Origin of the sequence: Thermococcus sp. MAR1 (assembly GCF_012027305.1) — an archaeon.
Taxonomy (GTDB): domain Archaea; phylum Methanobacteriota_B; class Thermococci; order Thermococcales; family Thermococcaceae; genus Thermococcus.
Window position 1 is genome coordinate 460,694 of the sequence record NZ_SNUF01000001.1, and the last position, 16,337, is coordinate 477,030.

Annotated in this window: 20 protein-coding genes and 3 tRNA genes; 15 read left to right on the forward strand and 8 right to left on the reverse strand. The window is 52.6% G+C overall.

Annotation, left to right across the window (positions count from 1 at the left end; all coding sequences use genetic code 11):
- Window positions 1–132: 132 nt before the first annotated feature.
- A tRNA-Thr gene (locus E3E25_RS02630) sits at window positions 133–209 on the reverse strand.
- 101 nt (window positions 210–310) lie between these two features.
- Between E3E25_RS02630 and E3E25_RS02635 the strand changes: the two genes are divergently transcribed.
- Together E3E25_RS02635 and E3E25_RS02640 are read left to right on the forward strand one after the other, a co-directional pair.
- Window positions 311–386: transfer RNA gene (locus E3E25_RS02635), tRNA-Asn, on the forward strand.
- A gap of 5 nt (window positions 387–391) precedes the next feature.
- Window positions 392–469, forward strand: a tRNA-Ile gene (locus E3E25_RS02640).
- Between the two features lie 67 nt (window positions 470–536).
- Here the strand turns inward: E3E25_RS02640 and E3E25_RS02645 are convergent.
- The 3 genes from E3E25_RS02645 to gcvPA form a co-directional block, all read right to left on the reverse strand.
- Window positions 537–857 carry a hypothetical protein gene (locus E3E25_RS02645; protein ID WP_167891705.1) on the reverse strand — a complete coding sequence of 107 codons (321 nt, stop codon included), beginning with the start codon at window positions 855–857 and terminating at the stop codon, window positions 537–539.
- A 129-nt stretch (window positions 858–986) separates the two neighbouring features.
- The gene (gcvPB, locus tag E3E25_RS02650; protein ID WP_167891706.1) at window positions 987–2,495 is read right to left on the reverse strand and encodes an aminomethyl-transferring glycine dehydrogenase subunit GcvPB; all 1,509 of its coding nucleotides are present in this window, start codon (window positions 2,493–2,495) and stop codon (window positions 987–989) included.
- On the reverse strand, window positions 2,496–3,836 hold the full coding sequence (gene gcvPA, locus E3E25_RS02655) for an aminomethyl-transferring glycine dehydrogenase subunit GcvPA (RefSeq protein WP_167891707.1): 1,341 nt from the start codon (window positions 3,834–3,836) through the stop codon (window positions 2,496–2,498). It abuts the gene before it with no gap.
- Window positions 3,837–3,962: 126 nt separating this feature from the next.
- Here gcvPA and E3E25_RS02660 point away from each other — a divergent pair, with 126 nt between their 5' ends.
- Entirely contained in the window at window positions 3,963–4,640 is a 678-nt protein-coding gene (locus E3E25_RS02660; RefSeq protein ID WP_167891708.1) for an HAD family hydrolase, read from the forward strand.
- On the opposite strand, the gene E3E25_RS02665 is transcribed toward E3E25_RS02660, so the two are convergent.
- Complete coding sequence (locus E3E25_RS02665; protein ID WP_167891709.1) at window positions 4,632–4,916, reverse strand: hypothetical protein; 285 nt, start codon at window positions 4,914–4,916, stop codon at window positions 4,632–4,634. The two genes, E3E25_RS02660 and E3E25_RS02665, sit on opposite strands and share 9 nt — an antisense overlap.
- 91 nt (window positions 4,917–5,007) lie before the next feature.
- Here E3E25_RS02665 and E3E25_RS02670 point away from each other — a divergent pair, with 91 nt between their 5' ends.
- The 7 genes from E3E25_RS02670 to E3E25_RS02700 all read left to right on the forward strand — a co-directional run bounded on the left by E3E25_RS02670 (window position 5,008) and on the right by E3E25_RS02700 (window position 9,675).
- Window positions 5,008–5,688, forward strand: a complete 681-nt coding sequence (locus E3E25_RS02670) for a metallophosphoesterase (RefSeq protein WP_167891710.1) — start codon at window positions 5,008–5,010, stop codon at window positions 5,686–5,688.
- A gap of 47 nt (window positions 5,689–5,735) precedes the next feature.
- The gene (locus tag E3E25_RS02675) at window positions 5,736–6,494 is read left to right on the forward strand and encodes a hypothetical protein (protein WP_167891711.1); all 759 of its coding nucleotides are present in this window, start codon (window positions 5,736–5,738) and stop codon (window positions 6,492–6,494) included.
- A 45-nt stretch (window positions 6,495–6,539) separates the two neighbouring features.
- Entirely contained in the window at window positions 6,540–7,247 is a 708-nt protein-coding gene (locus tag E3E25_RS02680) for a PrsW family intramembrane metalloprotease (protein WP_167891712.1), read from the forward strand.
- Window positions 7,244–7,444, forward strand: coding sequence for a hypothetical protein (locus E3E25_RS02685; RefSeq protein ID WP_167891713.1), 201 nt, complete (start codon window positions 7,244–7,246; stop codon window positions 7,442–7,444). Before E3E25_RS02680 ends, E3E25_RS02685 begins: the two co-directional genes overlap by 4 nt.
- 62 nt (window positions 7,445–7,506) lie before the next feature.
- Window positions 7,507–8,133, forward strand: a complete 627-nt coding sequence (locus E3E25_RS02690) for a hypothetical protein (RefSeq protein WP_167891714.1) — start codon at window positions 7,507–7,509, stop codon at window positions 8,131–8,133.
- A 14-nt stretch (window positions 8,134–8,147) separates the two neighbouring features.
- Complete coding sequence (locus E3E25_RS02695; protein WP_167891715.1) at window positions 8,148–8,765, forward strand: hypothetical protein; 618 nt, start codon at window positions 8,148–8,150, stop codon at window positions 8,763–8,765.
- Between the two features lie 106 nt (window positions 8,766–8,871).
- Window positions 8,872–9,675 carry a hypothetical protein gene (locus tag E3E25_RS02700; RefSeq protein ID WP_167891716.1) on the forward strand — a complete coding sequence of 268 codons (804 nt, stop codon included), beginning with the start codon at window positions 8,872–8,874 and terminating at the stop codon, window positions 9,673–9,675.
- 48 nt (window positions 9,676–9,723) lie between these two features.
- Here the strand turns inward: E3E25_RS02700 and E3E25_RS02705 are convergent, their stop codons facing one another.
- From E3E25_RS02705 to E3E25_RS02715, 3 genes are read right to left on the reverse strand one after another with little or no spacing between them, the layout of a single operon-like run.
- Window positions 9,724–10,452, reverse strand: a complete 729-nt coding sequence (locus E3E25_RS02705) for a hypothetical protein (RefSeq protein ID WP_167891717.1) — start codon at window positions 10,450–10,452, stop codon at window positions 9,724–9,726.
- 31 nt (window positions 10,453–10,483) lie between these two features.
- Window positions 10,484–11,230, reverse strand: a complete 747-nt coding sequence (locus E3E25_RS02710; protein WP_167892619.1) for a glycerophosphodiester phosphodiesterase family protein — start codon at window positions 11,228–11,230, stop codon at window positions 10,484–10,486.
- Entirely contained in the window at window positions 11,217–11,957 is a 741-nt protein-coding gene (locus tag E3E25_RS02715; protein ID WP_167891718.1) for a glycerophosphodiester phosphodiesterase family protein, read from the reverse strand. The genes E3E25_RS02710 and E3E25_RS02715 overlap by 14 nt, the downstream gene beginning before the upstream one ends.
- A gap of 107 nt (window positions 11,958–12,064) precedes the next feature.
- Between E3E25_RS02715 and E3E25_RS02720 the strand changes: the two genes are divergently transcribed.
- The 5 genes from E3E25_RS02720 to E3E25_RS02740 all read left to right on the forward strand — a co-directional run bounded on the left by E3E25_RS02720 (window position 12,065) and on the right by E3E25_RS02740 (window position 16,314).
- On the forward strand, window positions 12,065–13,387 hold the full coding sequence (locus tag E3E25_RS02720; protein ID WP_167891719.1) for an SLC45 family MFS transporter: 1,323 nt from the start codon (window positions 12,065–12,067) through the stop codon (window positions 13,385–13,387).
- A gap of 93 nt (window positions 13,388–13,480) precedes the next feature.
- Entirely contained in the window at window positions 13,481–14,782 is a 1,302-nt protein-coding gene (locus E3E25_RS02725; RefSeq protein ID WP_167891720.1) for an MFS transporter, read from the forward strand.
- Between the two features lie 34 nt (window positions 14,783–14,816).
- Complete coding sequence (locus E3E25_RS02730) at window positions 14,817–15,110, forward strand: nucleotidyltransferase family protein (RefSeq protein ID WP_167891721.1); 294 nt, start codon at window positions 14,817–14,819, stop codon at window positions 15,108–15,110.
- Window positions 15,107–15,454, forward strand: coding sequence for a DUF86 domain-containing protein (locus E3E25_RS02735; RefSeq protein ID WP_167891722.1), 348 nt, complete (start codon window positions 15,107–15,109; stop codon window positions 15,452–15,454). Before E3E25_RS02730 ends, E3E25_RS02735 begins: the two co-directional genes overlap by 4 nt.
- Window positions 15,451–16,314 (forward strand): alpha/beta hydrolase, encoded by an 864-nt coding sequence (locus tag E3E25_RS02740; protein WP_167891723.1) that lies wholly within the window; start codon window positions 15,451–15,453, stop codon window positions 16,312–16,314. Before E3E25_RS02735 ends, E3E25_RS02740 begins: the two co-directional genes overlap by 4 nt.
- Window positions 16,315–16,337: the final 23 nt, after the last annotated feature.

Here is a 16,337-nt window from a genome sequence, read left to right on the forward strand (position 1 = left end):
AGCAATTGGAGACTAAACGTGAGGAAAATAAGCACCTTAGAATTGCCCGAAGTTTCCATCAACGCCTCGTGGGGAGCGAAGCTTCCCGACGTGTTGAGACAAAAGTCCCAACATGCAGAGCAGGGGCTGTAATGGAGCCCCGGGCGGGATTTGAACCCGCGACCGGCGGATTACAAGTCCGCCGCCCCGCCAGGCTAGGCTACCGGGGCACGGTTTTAAGAGAGCTAGCGCAGAATATAAAGTTTTCTCTCCAGCCTGACCATCACCGTAAGTTTTATAAATCCCCCCTGTATTCCCTACATTGGGTCGTGCCGCCGTAGCTTAGTCGGTAGAGCGCCGGACTGTTAATCCGGCGGTCCCCGGTTCGAGTCCGGGCGGCGGCGCCATTCGTGGGCCCGTAGCTCAGCCTGGTCAGAGCGCGCGGCTCATAACCGCGTGGTCGGGGGTTCAAAGCCCCCCGGGCCCACCATGAAACTCTTCTGAAAACGCTGCTTGAGCGGATAGACCTTTTGAGTGGAAGCTCCCTTAGTGGTAGGCTACGTTCCACTTCCATCTGGAAGCCGGGTCACGTGAACAGGCCACGTTCTGTAACCATCCTGGATGTAGACCTCAAGAACCTCCGCTCCGGCGTATCTCACTTCCCTCACAATTAGCTTCTTTCCGCTCCTCCCCCTGAGGATGTCCTCGTGAACGTCCCTCGGAAGCTCCTCCGTGACCGGAAGGATGCCGCCTTTCACGTACACTCCCTCAAGCCTGCCGTCCTTGAAGAGAAACCCCCTCACGGGCACCTCATATTCCTCAATGACGTCCTCATAATGGAGGGCCGCATACTTCCCAAGGATCTTGTCCATCTCCATCACCCATATGTAATTTTCCTATTACATATTGATCCGGACGGGTCTTTATTAATTTTTTGGTACATATGTGGGTAATAGCGGACAAAGATAATAGAAAAGAATTGCCAAAAAGAGAGGGGGCCGTGTTCCTTAGATATCGACCTCTCCCTTCTCCTTCAGCTCCCTGTACATCCGCCAGGTGATTATCGGTCTCTTTGCCGCCAGAACGTCGTCCACCCTCTTCACCGCTGTGTTGTGGGGTGCGTTCTTGACGACCTCCGGGTTGCTGTAGGCTTCCTCACTTATCCTCTTCAGAGCCTCGACGTACGCGTCGAGTTCCTCCTTGCTGACGGTCTCGGTGGGTTCTATCATGAGCGCCTCGTGGACTATCAGCGGGAAGTAGATGGTCGGAGCGTGCATTCCAAAGTCGAGAAGCCTCTTAGCCACGTCAAGGGCTTTAACCCCCGTTTCCTTCTTCATGGGTTCTGCACTGAACACAACCTCGTGCTTCCTGAGCTCCTTATGGGGCAGCTCGTAGCCCCTCGTTCCCTTCAGCTTCTGGGTGAGGTAGTTGGCGTTGAGAACGGCTATCTCACTGACCTCCCTGAGGCCTTCCCTGCCCATCACCTTTAAGTATGTTAACGCCCTGACCATCACAGCAAAGTTGCCGTAGAGCTCCTTCACCTTGCCTATGCTCTTTGGCACGTTGTAGTCGAGGTAATAGCGATCGTTCTCCTCGTCGTAGCCCACGAGCGGAACCGGCAGGTAGTCCTTGAGGAAGTCCTTGACGCCAACTGGCCCGCTACCAGGGCCCCCGCCGCCATGCGGGGTCGAGAACGTCTTGTGCAGGTTGAGATGTACGACGTCAAAGCCCATATCTCCGGGCCTGACCTTTCCGAGGACCGCGTTGAGGTTTGCCCCGTCGTAGTAGAGAAGCCCACCTGCCTTGTGGACTATCTTTGCTATCTCAAGTATCTCGTCCTCGAAGATGCCGAGGGTGTTGGGGTTCGTGAGCATTAAACCCGCGGTTCTCTCGCTCACGGCGTTCTCCAGTGCCTCGAGGTCAACGGTTCCGTTCTCGTTGGAGGGTATCTCGATGACCTTGAAGCCTGCCATGGCGGCACTGGCGGGATTAGTTCCATGGGCAGAGTCTGGAACGAGCATCTCCATCCTCTGGGTGTCCCCCCTGTCGAGGTGGTAGGCCCGAATTACCATCACTCCGGTGAACTCGCCGTTCGCTCCGGCAGCCGGCTGGAGGGTGAAGCGGTCCATGCCGGTTATCTCTTTCAACCACTGTTCCAGCTCCCACATTATCCTTAGCGCTCCCTGGACGGTTCTCTCGTCCTGGTAGGGATGCACGTAGGCAACTCCCGGATGGCCGGCTATCTCCTCGTTTATCTTGGGATTGTACTTCATTGTACAGGAACCGAGAGGGTATATGCCCGAGTCAACGCCGTAGTTCATCTCGCTTAGTCTCGTATAGTGCTTGACGACCTCAGGCTCGCTCAGCTCGGGAAGGTTGAGCGGGCTTTTTCTCCTCAGCCTCTCCGGAATTTCAACCTCAACGTTCTCAATAGGCTTTGGCATGGTGTAGCCGACCCTTCCCTCATGGGAAAGCTCAAAGATGAGCGGTTCGTTCCACTTGGCCTGGCGGAACATTCAGGCCACCTCCTTGAGGGCCTCTATTAGTGCATCGACCCATTCTTTTCGCGTGGTCTCAGTTGCGGCGAAGAGAGCGCTCTCTCCCAGCTCCGGGAAGTGCTCCCCAATGTAGTAGCCGCCGTGGACGTTCCTCCCAAGAAGGGCCTCGTGTATCTCGTTGTAGGGCTTGCTGAACCTCACAAGAACATCCTTGAAGTTGATTCCTTTGAAAGGAATCTCGGCGACCTCTGAAAGCCTCTTCTTGAGGTATGCGGTGTTCTTGAGGATGACTTCTCCGAGTTCGGTTAAACCCTTCGGCCCAAGGGTCGCAAGGTGTATTGCCGCTGCAACAGCCACTAGCGCCTCATTTGAACATATGTTCGAAGTTGCCTTGGCGCGTCTTATGTGCTGCTCCCTGGTCTGGAGGGTCATGACGAAGGCCCTCCTTCCCTCGGCGTCTTTGGTCATTCCGATTATTCTTCCGGGCATCTGTCTTATCAGCTTCCTGTCATTCTTAACCGCGAATATCCCCGCCCTCGGGCCGCCGAAGTTCATTGGGCTGCCGAAGTAAGCCGCCTCTCCAACGACAACATCGGCTCCTAGTTCCCCGGGTGCCTCCACCACACCGAGGATCGTTGGATCGACGCCGACTACGAAGAGCGCTCCAGCGTCATGAGCGATTTCGCCGATGGCGATGATTTCCTCCTCGAGCATTCCGAAGAAGTTTGGAATCTCTATGTACACCCCAGCGGCGCCATCAACCGCCTCCTTGAGCTTCTCCAGGCTCAACTGGCCGTTTTCGTTCCAGTCCACGTACTCGATCTCCAGCCCCGGGCCTGCGGTGTAGGTGTGGAGAACCCTTTTCTTCTCTGGGCTGAGTGCTTTGGGAGCTATGAACTTGTTTCTTTTAGTAACCCTTGCGGTCATCAAAGCTGCCTCGGCCATAGCCGTTCCCCAGTCGTACATTGAGGCGTTAACTATTGGTAGCCCAACGAGTTCCGCGATGAGACTCTGGTACTCAAAGAGTGCCTGGAGCATTCCCTGGCTTATCTCCGGCTGGTAGGGCGTGTAAGCCGTCAGGAACTCGCTTCTCTCGATGAGGTATTTCACGTGGGCTGGAACGTAGTGGAAGTACGTCCCAGCTCCAAGGAAGCTGGGCATCTCAAGAACGGTTCTGTTTTTGGAGAGAACCTCGTTGAGTTCGAGAAAGACCTCGTACTCACTCTTTCCGTCGGGGAGGTTGAACTCCTTGACCATGCCCTTTGGAACGTCGGAGAAGAGCTCCCCAATGGAAGAAAAACCTATATCTTCGAGCATCTCATCCCTATGCGCAGCGTTGGGGAGGTAGTGCCTTCCCATGCGTATCACCCTCTGAACTTTAAGACAGTCGTTGAAAATAGGGTCGGCATTGTTATATGCTTTGTGTTTGGGATCCTGAAAGAAAACCCTTAAAGCCCGTATTGGAAAGCTTTGGGAGGGGTCATCATGATAATAGGATTCGACTTCGACGGCACACTGGCTGACACGTATTCATGCATAGAGGAAGCCTTCAAGAGGGCCTTAGAGAAACGGTACCGCTGGCTCCCCCTCAAAGGTCTCTGGGCCAAAGCACTCACCAAGTTGGAGAACTACTTCGAGAGACCCACCTTTGGAAGCCACAAGAAAACTTCGAAGCCACCCTTCTTTCTGCGCACGAAATTCTTCGAGACATGGTTCGAGGAGAGGGCAAAGCTGAGCAAGCCCCTCGACGATGCCCCAGAACTGCTGAAGAAACTCAGGGAGGATGGCCACACGGTCATTTCCTTCTCGGCCGAGGATTTCATTGACGGGATGAAGGTTAGAAGGCTTAAGGAGATGGGGATCTACGATCTCTTTGACGATGTTATAGTTTTCGGGCGTGAAATGACGATAGACGAAGCCTTCAGAAAGGTTCGGGAGAAGTACGGGGAGGAGATATTTGTATGGGTTGACGACAAGCCCTGGCGATTCATAGGGCATGGCGATGAGAACACCGAGTACGTCTGGTACTACTTCCCGTTCAGTGCGAAGTTCGTCGAGAAAAACCGCGAGAGGCTCGCCCTAATACCACACCTTCATGTGATACGCGATCTGTGGAGCATATTCGACGTGATAGAAAGGATTAAACAGGAGCGCTCAACCTGAATCCGCATTGGTGTATTCTATCGTGTCCTCGACGAACTCGTCGTAGGTTTCCTTGTCAACCTCCTCGAGCTCCATCATGAACTCCCTTCCCAGGGCCCACCTCACGGCCACCTCTCCCCTGTTCGTTTCCGCCATCACCAGGCCGAAGGGCAGGTCGCCCGCCCAGTGGTGCTTTGAGAACTCGATGGAAAAGCCCCTTCTTTCCAGCTCTCTCAGTATGAGTTCGTACGTTTTGACCGGTCCGTGCGGACTCCTCACGAATCCAATATAGGGCATTTTTACTCACCATTGTTCCCTTTGTGGACAGATTTAAAACCTTTTCGGTTGCCCTAACAAAGTTTAAAAGTCGAAGGCCAAACTCCGACACATGAGACCCACACCGCTACCGGGCAAAGCGCTGAAACTCGGGAGGGTGCTCATCATAGCGGACCTCCACCTGGGCTACGAAGTCAGCATGGCGAGGGAGGGCTTTTACCTGCCCCGGGTGTTCAACGAAGTCGTTGGAAGGCTGAAGTCCCTCCTCGAGCGGGAAAAGCCGAAAATACTCGTCGTGGATGGTGACCTGAAGCACTCCTTCGTGCCCGAGTGGCGGGAGAGGGAAGAGCTGAGGGCGTTCGTTGAAGAGGTTGGACCTTTAGTTGACGAGCTGATTCTCGTTAGGGGCAACCACGACGTTGGAATCCTCTGGCTCAAGGAGCTGGGCGTCGAGATCGTTGATGAGTTTGAACTTGCCGGATGGAAGCTGGTCCATGGTCACAAACTCGTCGATGGGGAGCGCTTCATCATAGGACACGAGCATCCATCGATACGCCTCCGCGATGAGGTGGGAGCGCTCGTCAAGGTGCCCGTCTTCTTGATGGGTGAGAAACTGATCGTCCTTCCAGCCTTTAGTCCCTGGGCGTACGGAAACGACGTGCTCAGGGAGATAGTTTCCCCATTCCTCAGGGTATATGACGTCTCCAGCGCGAGGCTTCTGGTTCCTCTGGACGAGGAACTCCTGGACTTCGGCAGACTCGCCGACTTGAGCAGGGTCTTGGGCTCGCTCTGATGCCAACCTTTTAATACCTGGAGCTGAACTACTCTCCGGGTGATAGGATGAGAAAGAGATCCCTGGGAATCATCGGCGCGATGCTCGTTCTCATGATTCTCGTTTCAGGGTGCATCTCCTCTGGGGGAAGCAACTCCACAACTACCACAACGACGTCATCAAATCTGCCCTTCACGAAGGAGCAGCTTGAGAGCGCCGTTGCTGGAATAAATAGCTATGAGTACGTTATGGACGTTAAAACGTACAACGGAACCAAACTCGCTGCGACGCTCCACTCCTCTGTTGCCATAGACAAGGAAAACAAGATGAAATCCTCGGTTACAGTGGCCAACAAGACGGGCAGGCTCATCTACGCCGTTTACTACTACACCACCAAGGCCGGGTTTGTAACGCTGACGAACAAGAGCGGCCTTGTAAACTGGCAGTTCTCGTGTTATGATACTGGTAAAGGGCCGGAGATGAACTCAACACTTCTAGACAACCTGTGGAAGGATTTTCCGCTTGAAAACGCGACCGTGACGGCGGAGGCCGACTACTATCTCATCACTGTCAACCACACGATCTGGAGCGAAAAGGGGAATGAAAAGGACTACAGTGGCACCGTGACGGTAAAACTGACCAAAGACCTTATTCCTGTCGAGATAGTCCAGAGAACATACTACAGAAGGGATGGGCAGAGGTGGGTGGACGAGGTAAAGATAGAAATACAGAACGTTAACTCCGTCTCTGTAAAACCTCCGGAGCCCCTTGTGGACTACCTTAAGAGTCAGGGGGTGGATTTGGAGGAACTTCTTGGAAAATGCTAAAGATTTAAATTCTTCTTTCCCTATTTCCCTCTGGTGGAATGAGGTATGGACGTATTGAGTGCCCTGGTGTTCTTCGCATACGCGCCTGCCCTGGTGATACTCTGGTACTTCTATCACGCCGACAGGTATGAACCCGAGCCCAGGAGGTACGTCATAGGGACCTTCCTACTGGGAGCGACGATCTCAGTCGGCATAGCTTACATAATAGAGAGTTTCCTGACGCTGGGGGGAGCCGTCACCCCGGTTCTCCCGACGACGGCTTTCTACGTGGCCATGATTGCCGGAATCGTTGAGGAGCCGGCAAAGGCGCTGGCAATAAGGTGGCCATTCAAAGCCAACCAGATGGATGGTATAATGGACGGTCTCGTCTACGGTGTTGCCGCTGGACTGGGTTTTGCTGCGACGGAGAACTTCCTCTATGGGCTGGGATACGGTGTCTCAGTGACCATCGTGAGGGCGTTCCTGACGCCGTTCGCCCACGGTGCCTGGAGTGCGGTGATAGGTGTTGGCTACGGAATGAAAGCCGAGGGAAAGATAGACTCCCTTACGCCGTACTTTCTCCTCGCGATGCTCTTACACTTCATCTGGGACTACTACGCCTTCCTGAGCCGCGAGGTTCCGGCGTACAACATCATCCTTATACTGCTCATACTCGTGAACCTCGCAATACTCCGCTACTTCCTGATAATGGGTCAGGCCGAGGACGTCGACCGGCTTTGGTACTACTGGTTCAAACGGAGGGATGAGGTATGAAGCTGGAAGAGGCCCTGTTTGAAGCGAGGCCATACGTGGAATACTACGAGAGGCTTGAAAGTCTAGTGAAACGTCTCTGGGAGGAATCCGTTGATGAAAAGGACTTTCTCCAGCTCCTCCGAGGAGAGATAGAACGCGCTCAGGAGCCTTTTAAGACTGACCTCAGGATATTCCTCCAGAAGTTCGAGGTGCTTTAGTTTTTATTTTTTTAGGGTAATCCTTATAATCAAAACCAGCATTAACTTTTTTGGTGGGTTCGATGAGAAAAGAGATCATCATTGTCAGCGTTCTTCTGCTGGCAGTGTTTATTTGGGCCATAGAAAGCCATATTAAAAGCCCACCTTCGGTGGAAGACGTTATATCTTCCATCGAAAACCAGGATTCATTCTGCTGGAGGGCGGAGCTTACTGACAATCTCACGAAGGAAGAAATCTTTGCCTGCGTGAACTATAAAAACCAGAGCGCCTTCTGGAAGGTGACTTCGGGTAACGGAAACTCGCTTATCAGGGCGTTTCCTGGCGATGAATTCTACGGCCTCAACTGGGATCTTGCGCTCCATAGCAAAGGTGTTGAGTGGAACGTCATGAACTTCGCGGCCTGGGTTCTAAAGGAAGGGACCATTGATAACGTGACCCATGTAAGTGATAACGAATATGAGATACGGGCTACCCTCCGCTGGGTGGAGAGCTACGCGGTAGGAACCATCGAAAATGGGCATATCGTCAGGGTCAAGAACGAGGTCATAGCTTTCTTTAGGGTAAACGAAGACGGTAAGCTGCTCGGAGGACGCTTTATCTGGAAACAGGGGGAGAACTGCGAGGGTAGTGAATGCCAATGCAAAGAAAAGATGGGAAGCTTTGAGGTTCTCGGACCTTGGGGAGGCTGAACCAGGTGGTCCGTATGTCGAGGCTGAGGAGGGCGCTAGTGGTTGCCCTCCTCCTTCTCCTTGTCCCCATGTTCTTCGAGGGCTATACCTACCGCTATGAGCTTGAAAGCCGGGGTTTCATGTCGTTCTCGGAGATGGGCTTTGGCGTCGCCTGCCCAGGCATCCTTCGGGCCTATTACCAGATAAACGACGAGTGGGAGGTGAAGTTCGTTAGCTCTTACTTCCCGGGGGAGAACGATTCCAGGAAGTTCAACGACCCCAACGCGGTGATAGCGGAATTCGAGCGGAAGGCCCGGTCAAGGAGGCTCATCAGCGCGGGCGATTACTCCGTTTTAGTTCTCTCCAGAGACGAGAACGGCAGTTTTTTGAGCACCCATTACCGGCTCAAAGCCGTTTACGAGCAAGAAACCCTCAGGAAGGTTTCCTTCAACATCACCCACTCCCTCAACTACGGCCCGGGGAACAGTAGCGTCTTGGTGGACTACGTTGATATTTACAAGACTTACGACGTTAAGGAAACCCGTTGCTGGCAGGTCCTTATCGGCTGGTTCAAGCCCTTGCTGAAGAGGTATCTCCGGCGCAGGCTCGGTGATGTGCCTTACCCCAATCCATGGGACAATGAACCCTGGTGACTTTTCCACTTTTTGTAAACTTTTATTAGTGGTGTGCAAAATCTGAATAGAAAAAGTATTTAAGTCCACCCGCGCACATTCTGATGAAACTATGGGAGGTAGTACCATGAGGAAGGTTACGGCCCTTTTGCTGGTCGGTCTCATCGTACTGGCAAGCGGGTGCATTGGGGAGAACGTCGGCCTGACCAAGGAGAAGGTTCTGAACGCCATCGAGAACATTGAGACGGCCAAATACGACCAGAACTTCTCGATGACCATGCACTTCGTTGATCCGAGGACAAACAGGGCCGTCAACATAACGATGTCTGGTCACGTCATCGGGATGTTCAACAAGACCGCAGGCTTGGAAAAGGGAAACATGAGCATGAATACGCACACCATGGGGATGGACATCAACTTTGACTGGCCCTACTTCGTCAACGGCACCAGCACGTACATCAACGTTGACGGAAAGTGGTACCGCGTCTCCAGCAATGATACCATCTACTCCCAGGCGAAGGGTTCACTCAACGTCGCCTACATAGAGAACCTCTTGAAGAGGAAGAACGTGACCATCAAAAAGCTAGCCGACGGATATGCCTTCCGCGTCAACGTCACCTTCTGGGAGTTCGTTAACGCCACCAACCAGACCGGCTACCTCGACGAGGTCTGGGGAACTCTCCCCGGCAGCGTGACCGTGGATACAATATCCGGATGGGTCGAGGTTCATCTCAGGGACGATGGAACGCCGATCTTTATCGAGACATACATGAGTATTGTAATGACGATAACCGCAATCTCCAAGAAGCCTGTGGAAGTCCACATGACGGTTCACGAGGAGGTCAGGTTCTCTGACGTGAACAAGCCGGTGCATATAGTGGCTCCCGAGGGAATTGAGAACGCCAGCAACTTTGGTGAAATGTTCTGGTGAGAACATCGCCTGTTACTTTTTCTTCTCTTTCTGTTTGCCACCGAATCTTCATGAAGAATCTCGCGAGATGATTATGAGGAGAGTTCCCAACGACACGATGAACACCCAGCTGGCCAGTACTCTTGATGTCCTTGAAAGACGGTTGGATAGGACCGCTTCGTTCCATGGGGAGATCCACAGTTCTACCAAGGTCTTGTTGTATCCCTTTTCCAGTTTCCCCCTCCTGCAGATACTGCTAAGGTTGAAGTACGAGACATCCCATCCCATGTCCCTGGAGACATTCTTGATTTCCCCGATATCTGAACTGGTGACAACCGTTGAAAGCACTATGAGGTCTCCCTCTTCTTGGGTTTTGTAGAGTCTGATTCCCGTTTCATTCTCGAAGTACCTTAGGTGTGAAAGTGTTCTGGATCCGGAGGGGACGGATATTCTTATAATTCCGCAGTAATCCTCCGTCACCTTCCCCCATTGATACGTTGATGATATCCTCTGGTACTCGCCGATGCTCTCCGAGTACCCACTGAGGGCGACGGCAAACTTACCGGTAAAATACATGCTCATCACCAAGATCAACAACAGAGATACGCCCAGGGGCTTAAAGGACCTGCAGAGAAACCAGCAAACTATTGATATAGCCGTTACAGAGACCCATGAAAAGAGTAAGAGGTAGAGTTCCCCAAAAGAATAAGCCGATTTCAGAGTTAGATAATAAGCGATTGCCGTTATGGACAGTACTGCGGTTATTGACGCAGTTCTAATGGAGGGTCTAAGTGTCATGTGTGGAAATAAGCTAAAAAATTAAAAATCTTTACCTGAGCCCAAGCGTTTTAAGATACTCCAGCATCTTTTTCACATCGTTCGCTATGACGACGTCGAACAGTCCCTTAAGCCTGGCCAGATTGTCATCTTTGTAGAATAGGACGTCGCTCTCCGTCCAGAGTGTCACTCTGAGTCCAAGGGAACGCGCCCAGTGGAGGGCCTGAACCGTCTTTTCAAATCCAATGAGGGGTATCGCCTCCATGGGGACGTTTATCGACCAGAGGTTGAGCTCTTTCTTCAGCTTTGGAATCAGTGGAACAACCTCTTCGCGGTCTATTAACAGTCCCATCACGGTCTCTCTGTCGTGCTTCCTGTACTCTCTGAGCGCATCTATGATGAAGGAGGACACCATGACCCTTTCCGGATCGTTCCGAGTCACTATTCTAGCGACTTCTCCTGCCGCATCGGTGTCTTTAAGCTCGATGTTGATTAGGGCATTCTCTGGGAGGACTTCAAAAACTTCCTCAAGCGTCGGGATTCTTTCGCCCATTCCTATGTCTGCCCTCTTCAGCTCTTCTAGTGTCATCTCCTTCTGCTTTCCGACCATGTCACTCGTCCTGTCTATGGTCTCATCGTGCATCACTATTGCTTCTCCATCCTTGGTCAGCCAGACGTCAAGTTCGATTCCATCTGCTCCTGCCTCAATCGCCTTCCTAAATGCCAAAAGGCTGTTCTCAGGGTAGGCGCTCATGTATCCCCTGTGCCCAAGGACGATAACCCTATCACGTTCCCACATGTGAATCGCCCTCATTCAATACACCCTTGGCGTAAAAACTTTTCCTAAGTCTCGCGGGGTCATCGGAGATTATAACATCGGCCGAGGATAAAAACCTCGGAATCCACCTCAGCTCATCCATTTGGTAGTTCCAAAGGTAAATTTTAAGTCCGCGCTTTCTGAGAACGCGCAGAAGAACCACAAGCGGTCGATAACCGATGTATGTGACCGCATCAATCGGCACGTGGATGGAGTAAAGCCCGTCCAGTTTTGGTATCCACCAGAGTGAGGAATAGCCCACTATTGAAAAGCCGGCCCTGCAGTCCGGGCACTCCCTGATAATAGCCTGAACTATCTTAGAACTCTCCGATGAGAACACCGCCTTTCCAAGTGCCTTGTGTCTTCCTACGAGCTCAATTGTCTTTTCAACTGCATCAGTTTCCTTGACGTCCACATTCAGGAGCACTCCTGGAAATTTCTGAAGAACCTCCCCAACAGTTGGGATCAAGCTTCCCAGCGGGTGCAGTCTCCTTAGTTCCCTTAAGCTCAGCTCTTTGAGCCTGTACCACGAGCCGTTTGCCTGGAAGGAATCTTCGTGGTATGCAACCAACCTCCCATCGCCCGTAAGCCTGACGTCGAATTCTATTCCATCCGCGTATTCGAGGGCCCTTCTGAATGCTGGCATGGTGTTTTCGAGCCTCCCCCTAAACCCTCTGTGCCCCAAAATGGGGGGCAGTTCACTGTTCATAGTTGTCACCTTCTCAACCGCTCAAAAATGAACTCACAAGTCTTAAAAGTTTCATCCATGTATTCCCCTCGTTAATGTAACCTATGGCGAAATGGAGGTGAAAGGACTTGGAGTTCAAATATTCGAGAATATTCCTGCTTGGCTTCGGTTTCTTTGGTATAAGCATAATATGGGCGCTGTACAACGCCTACGTACCGATATTCCTGCAGGACACATTCCACCTCAGCAAGACGGTGACCGGCTTCATAATGACCATCGACAACCTGTTTGCGGTCCTACTGCTCCCGTTCCTTGGTGCACTGAGCGATATGACGCGAACGAGGCTGGGGCGTAGAAAACCCTATATCCTCCTAGGCGCGCCCTCGGCAGCAATAATGTTTGCACTCATACCGGTTTCGAGGATGTATGAAAACCTTGCCCTATTCATGGGAACTATAATCTTCATGAACTTCTTCATGGCACTGTTCCGCTCCCCCGTCGTTGCCTTTATGCCCGACATAACCCCAAGCGAGAAGCGCTCCCAAGCCAACGGGATAATCAACTTCATGGGCGGTCTCGGGGCACTGTTGGCGTATTTCGGTGGCAAGGCCCTCTACGACATGAACTACGCCTACCCGTTCTACTTCGGTGCTGCAATAATGCTCCTCGCAAACCTTCTCGTCGTTCTCTTCGTTCCCGAGCCAGAAGAATACCGCGTTCCCGGGAAGAAGATTGAGATACGGAAGCTGCTCTCCGAGACATCCCACAAGAGCTTTGGGGAGCTTAAGGAGAACCTCAAGGACGTCTTTGCCAGCCATGAGAGGAGCCTGCTCGCGATCCTCCTTGCGATATTCCTCTGGTTCATCGCCTTCAACTCTCTGGAGACGTTCTTCACTAGCTACGCCAAGTACTACCTCGGCATCGAGGAGAGCACGGGGGCGTTTATGCTCGGCCTGTTCTCCCTGAGCTTCATGATATTCGCTATTCCCGCGGGCTTCATTGGTGCCAGGCTGGGTAGGAGGAGAACCATAACCCTGGGCCTTATAATAATCATAGGAATACTGGTGGGAGCGTATCTCGTCGGTGAGGGCCAGAAACCGGAATCCAGCTCTCTCTCGGACCCTGTGGTCATGACGTTCATGGGGCTGTTTTTCATAGGTGGAATGGGCTGGGCGATGGTCAACGTGAACTCCCTGCCGATGGTCGTTGACATGACGACCGAGGAGAAGCTCGGCGGCTACACCGGGCTCTACTACTTCTTCAGCCAGGCCGCAAACCTAGTTGCGCCCCCGCTGGCGGGAGCATTCCTTGACCTCATCGGTTACAGGACGCTGATACCGTTCTCGATAGCCTTCTTTATCCTCTCGGCAATAGCGATGCAGTTCGTCAGGCGCGGAGACATCGTCCGGCGTAAGGGCAAAGCACTAGACTACGTTCCGGACATGGACTGAGGCCCTTTCATTTTTACAGTTTTTTAGCCCTTTGAACCGAAAATGTAAAAACCTCCTTTTGACATAACGATGTCAAAATAAGGGGGTGAAACCATGAAGGGAAAGGGATTCAAATGGGGCACCGTTCTGGGCCTTGCCCTGCTCGGGTTCAGCAGGAGCACCGGCTGGGCTCTAAACAAAGGTCTGTCTTTTCCTCTGCTCTCCAGTTATACCGGTTCGGCATTCCTTAAAGGAACGATTTTGGCCGTTGAGGGTTTCATCGGTCTGTTTATTCCAGTTCTCCTCGGTTATTACAGCGATACGCTTAAGTCGAAGCACGGACGGAGGAGACCGTTCATAATGGCCGGTGGAATCCTCGCCGGCATCACAGCGCTCATGATATACGGTTCCTACGTCATGGGAGCACCCCTCTGGGGCTTTGCGCTGGTTCTGGGACTCTTCTATCTCTCGATGCATCTCTACACCGCACAGTACCGTGCCCTGATGCCGGATACAATCGAAAGCGGTCAGAGAGGAAAGGCGAGCGGAGTTATCACACTCCTCGAATGGGCAGGCAACCTCTTCCTGTTTGGCCTCGCCGGATTCCTGATAGCGAAGGCAGTAGCTGAAACCGGAGAGAACGAAGGAATAAAGGCGCTGGCACAGACACCCTATTTGAAGGTCCCCTTCCTTGTGACAGCGGCCTTCCTTATAGGTGCGGCGCTCTTCGTGTACTTCATCGTCAAGGAGCCAGAAGCCCCTGAAATCGAGGAGGACGAAAACCTCTGGGACTACCTCAAGAGCATTGTTGAAAACCGCGATTTTCTCAAGTTCTACGCGGCACAGACGCTCTGGTGGATGAGCTTTGAGTTCATAGCCATCTTCCTCTACGGCATCCTCGCCTACATCCTGTACGGCTCGGCGAGCGAGGAGAACATAAAAGCTGTGACGTCCCTTGGCCTCTACCTGATGGCCCTCTTCAACGTCACGGTTCTCCTAGGAGCACTGCCGGGGGGGATAATCTACGACCGGCTTGGGAGGAGGTTGAGCATAATCCTCGGGGGACTTATATTCGCCCTGCCCCAGCTGTGGGGATGGTTCATAAAGAGTCAGACCGAGATAGTGATAGCCCTTGGGCTGGCGGGCGTGGGATGGGGGGTTCTGATGGCGGCCTCGTACCCGGTAATCGGCGACCTGCTGACCCGCTTCGAAAAGGAAGCTTTCACCGGCAGGTACTACGGCTTCTTTGAGGCCACACGCTCCCTACCGCTTCTCCTCGCTGGAGTTCTAGGCGGTGCCATTGTTGACCTGACCGGGGAGAACTACAGGGTTCTCTTCCCCATAGGGGCCATGATGGTTCTCCTTGCAATGCCCATGATATGGCGCATGAAGAACCTTGACGTCGAGAAAGGTTAAATATTCCCACCTACAATTTTTTACCGGTGGGAGTGTGAAGTCTTTGGAGGAAATTACAAAAATCCTCAGAGCACACATGGAAGAACTCCGGCGAAACTACGGTGTTCGAGAAGTTGAAATTTTCGGTTCCTACGCGAGGGGGGAGCAGAGTGAAAACAGCGACCTTGATCTGTTGATTGAGTTTGAAGAACCAGTAGGACTTCTAACCATCTCCATGCTCCAAATTTATCTATCAGAACTCCTCGGAATCGAGGTAGATGTTATACCAAAGAATTCCCTCCGGAAAGAGCTCTGGGACGACGTCATCAGGGAGGCAGTTAAAGTATGAGACGGTATGGCGTGTACCTAAAGGATATCATTGAGCACATTGAAAAGGCCCAACGATTTGTGGAGGGAATGAGCTTTGAAGACTTTCTGGAGGACGAAAAAACCGTCTATGCTGTGATAAGGTGCATAGAGGTAATTGGCGAGGCCGCAAAGGCCCTTCCGGCGGAAATCCGCGAGAAGTATCCGGAGGTGCCCTGGAAAGCAATGGCCGGAATGAGGGACAGGCTAATACATGGCTACTTTGGGGTTAACCCCGAAATCGTGTGGATTACCGTCGTTAGGGACTTGCCTCCACTAAAAGAAAAGCTGAAGTTAATTCTAGACGAGATTGGTGATGAAAAATGATAGGCGTTTTGATTCTCCTCATTGTAGTGGCTTTCCTGGCCTTTTTGGCCTTTGTAGCCTACAAGATGGTCAAACCACCGCGCTTTGTCGGGGACTGGACACCTAAAGACCTCGGCTTTGACTATGAGGACGTTGAGTTCACAACCGAGGACGGCCTGAAACTCAGCGGCTGGTGGATTGACAACGGAAGCAATAAGACTGTCATTCCGCTCCACGGCTACACCAGAAGCAGGTGGGATGAGGTTTATATGAAGGACACCATTGAGTTTCTCCTCAAGGAGGGCTACAACGTTCTGGTCTTTGACTTCCGGGCTCACGGAAAGAGCGAGGGAAAGTACACGACGGTTGGCGACAGGGAACTGCTCGATGTCAAGGCGGCAGTAGCGTGGCTGAGGCGGAACCATCCCGAACGTGCCCAGGGGATAGGGCTTGTAGGTTTCTCCATGGGTGCCATAGTCACGATACGCTCACTCGCGGAGATTGATGGAATCTGCTGCGGTGTTGCCGACAGTCCCCCCATGTATCTAGACAGAACTGGTGCCAGGGGACTCAGATACTTTGCAAAGCTCCCTGAGTGGCTCCACATCCTGGTCGGGCCGCTCACAAAGCTCTTCAGCGGCGGGAAAGAGGTCCATCCCATAGAGTACGCCGAGACGGTCAGAAAACCCCTCCTCATCGTAGCGGGGGAGAAAGACCCCCTGGTGATGGTCGACGAGGTCAGGGAGTTCTACGAGAAAAACAGGGAAATAAATCCGGACATTGAGCTCTGGGTTACCGACGCTCCCCACGTCAGGACGCTGAAGCTCCATCCGGGGGAGTGGAAGAGAAAAGTTGGGGAGTTCCTTAAAAAGTATCTTTAGGGGCTCTGCTCCCCGCTTTTCTG

Excerpts from the sequence above, each read along its gene's own strand:
- E3E25_RS02645 (WP_167891705.1), bottom strand. The coding sequence starts at position 857 with ATGGAGATGGACAAGATCCTTGGGAAGTATGCGGCCCTCCATTATGAG.
- gcvPB (WP_167891706.1), bottom strand. The coding sequence starts at position 2,495 with ATGTTCCGCCAGGCCAAGTGGAACGAACCGCTCATCTTTGAGCTTTCC.
- gcvPA (WP_167891707.1), bottom strand. The coding sequence starts at position 3,836 with ATGGGAAGGCACTACCTCCCCAACGCTGCGCATAGGGATGAGATGCTC.
- E3E25_RS02660 (WP_167891708.1), top strand. The coding sequence starts at position 3,963 with ATGATAATAGGATTCGACTTCGACGGCACACTGGCTGACACGTATTCA.
- E3E25_RS02665 (WP_167891709.1), bottom strand. The coding sequence starts at position 4,916 with ATGCCCTATATTGGATTCGTGAGGAGTCCGCACGGACCGGTCAAAACG.
- E3E25_RS02670 (WP_167891710.1), top strand. The coding sequence starts at position 5,008 with ATGAGACCCACACCGCTACCGGGCAAAGCGCTGAAACTCGGGAGGGTG.
- E3E25_RS02675 (WP_167891711.1), top strand. The coding sequence starts at position 5,736 with ATGAGAAAGAGATCCCTGGGAATCATCGGCGCGATGCTCGTTCTCATG.
- E3E25_RS02680 (WP_167891712.1), top strand. The coding sequence starts at position 6,540 with ATGGACGTATTGAGTGCCCTGGTGTTCTTCGCATACGCGCCTGCCCTG.
- E3E25_RS02685 (WP_167891713.1), top strand. The coding sequence starts at position 7,244 with ATGAAGCTGGAAGAGGCCCTGTTTGAAGCGAGGCCATACGTGGAATAC.
- E3E25_RS02690 (WP_167891714.1), top strand. The coding sequence starts at position 7,507 with ATGAGAAAAGAGATCATCATTGTCAGCGTTCTTCTGCTGGCAGTGTTT.
- E3E25_RS02695 (WP_167891715.1), top strand. The coding sequence starts at position 8,148 with ATGTCGAGGCTGAGGAGGGCGCTAGTGGTTGCCCTCCTCCTTCTCCTT.
- E3E25_RS02700 (WP_167891716.1), top strand. The coding sequence starts at position 8,872 with ATGAGGAAGGTTACGGCCCTTTTGCTGGTCGGTCTCATCGTACTGGCA.
- E3E25_RS02705 (WP_167891717.1), bottom strand. The coding sequence starts at position 10,452 with ATGACACTTAGACCCTCCATTAGAACTGCGTCAATAACCGCAGTACTG.
- E3E25_RS02710 (WP_167892619.1), bottom strand. The coding sequence starts at position 11,230 with ATGTGGGAACGTGATAGGGTTATCGTCCTTGGGCACAGGGGATACATG.
- E3E25_RS02715 (WP_167891718.1), bottom strand. The coding sequence starts at position 11,957 with ATGAACAGTGAACTGCCCCCCATTTTGGGGCACAGAGGGTTTAGGGGG.
- E3E25_RS02725 (WP_167891720.1), top strand. The coding sequence starts at position 13,481 with ATGAAGGGAAAGGGATTCAAATGGGGCACCGTTCTGGGCCTTGCCCTG.
- E3E25_RS02735 (WP_167891722.1), top strand. The coding sequence starts at position 15,107 with ATGAGACGGTATGGCGTGTACCTAAAGGATATCATTGAGCACATTGAA.
- E3E25_RS02740 (WP_167891723.1), top strand. The coding sequence starts at position 15,451 with ATGATAGGCGTTTTGATTCTCCTCATTGTAGTGGCTTTCCTGGCCTTT.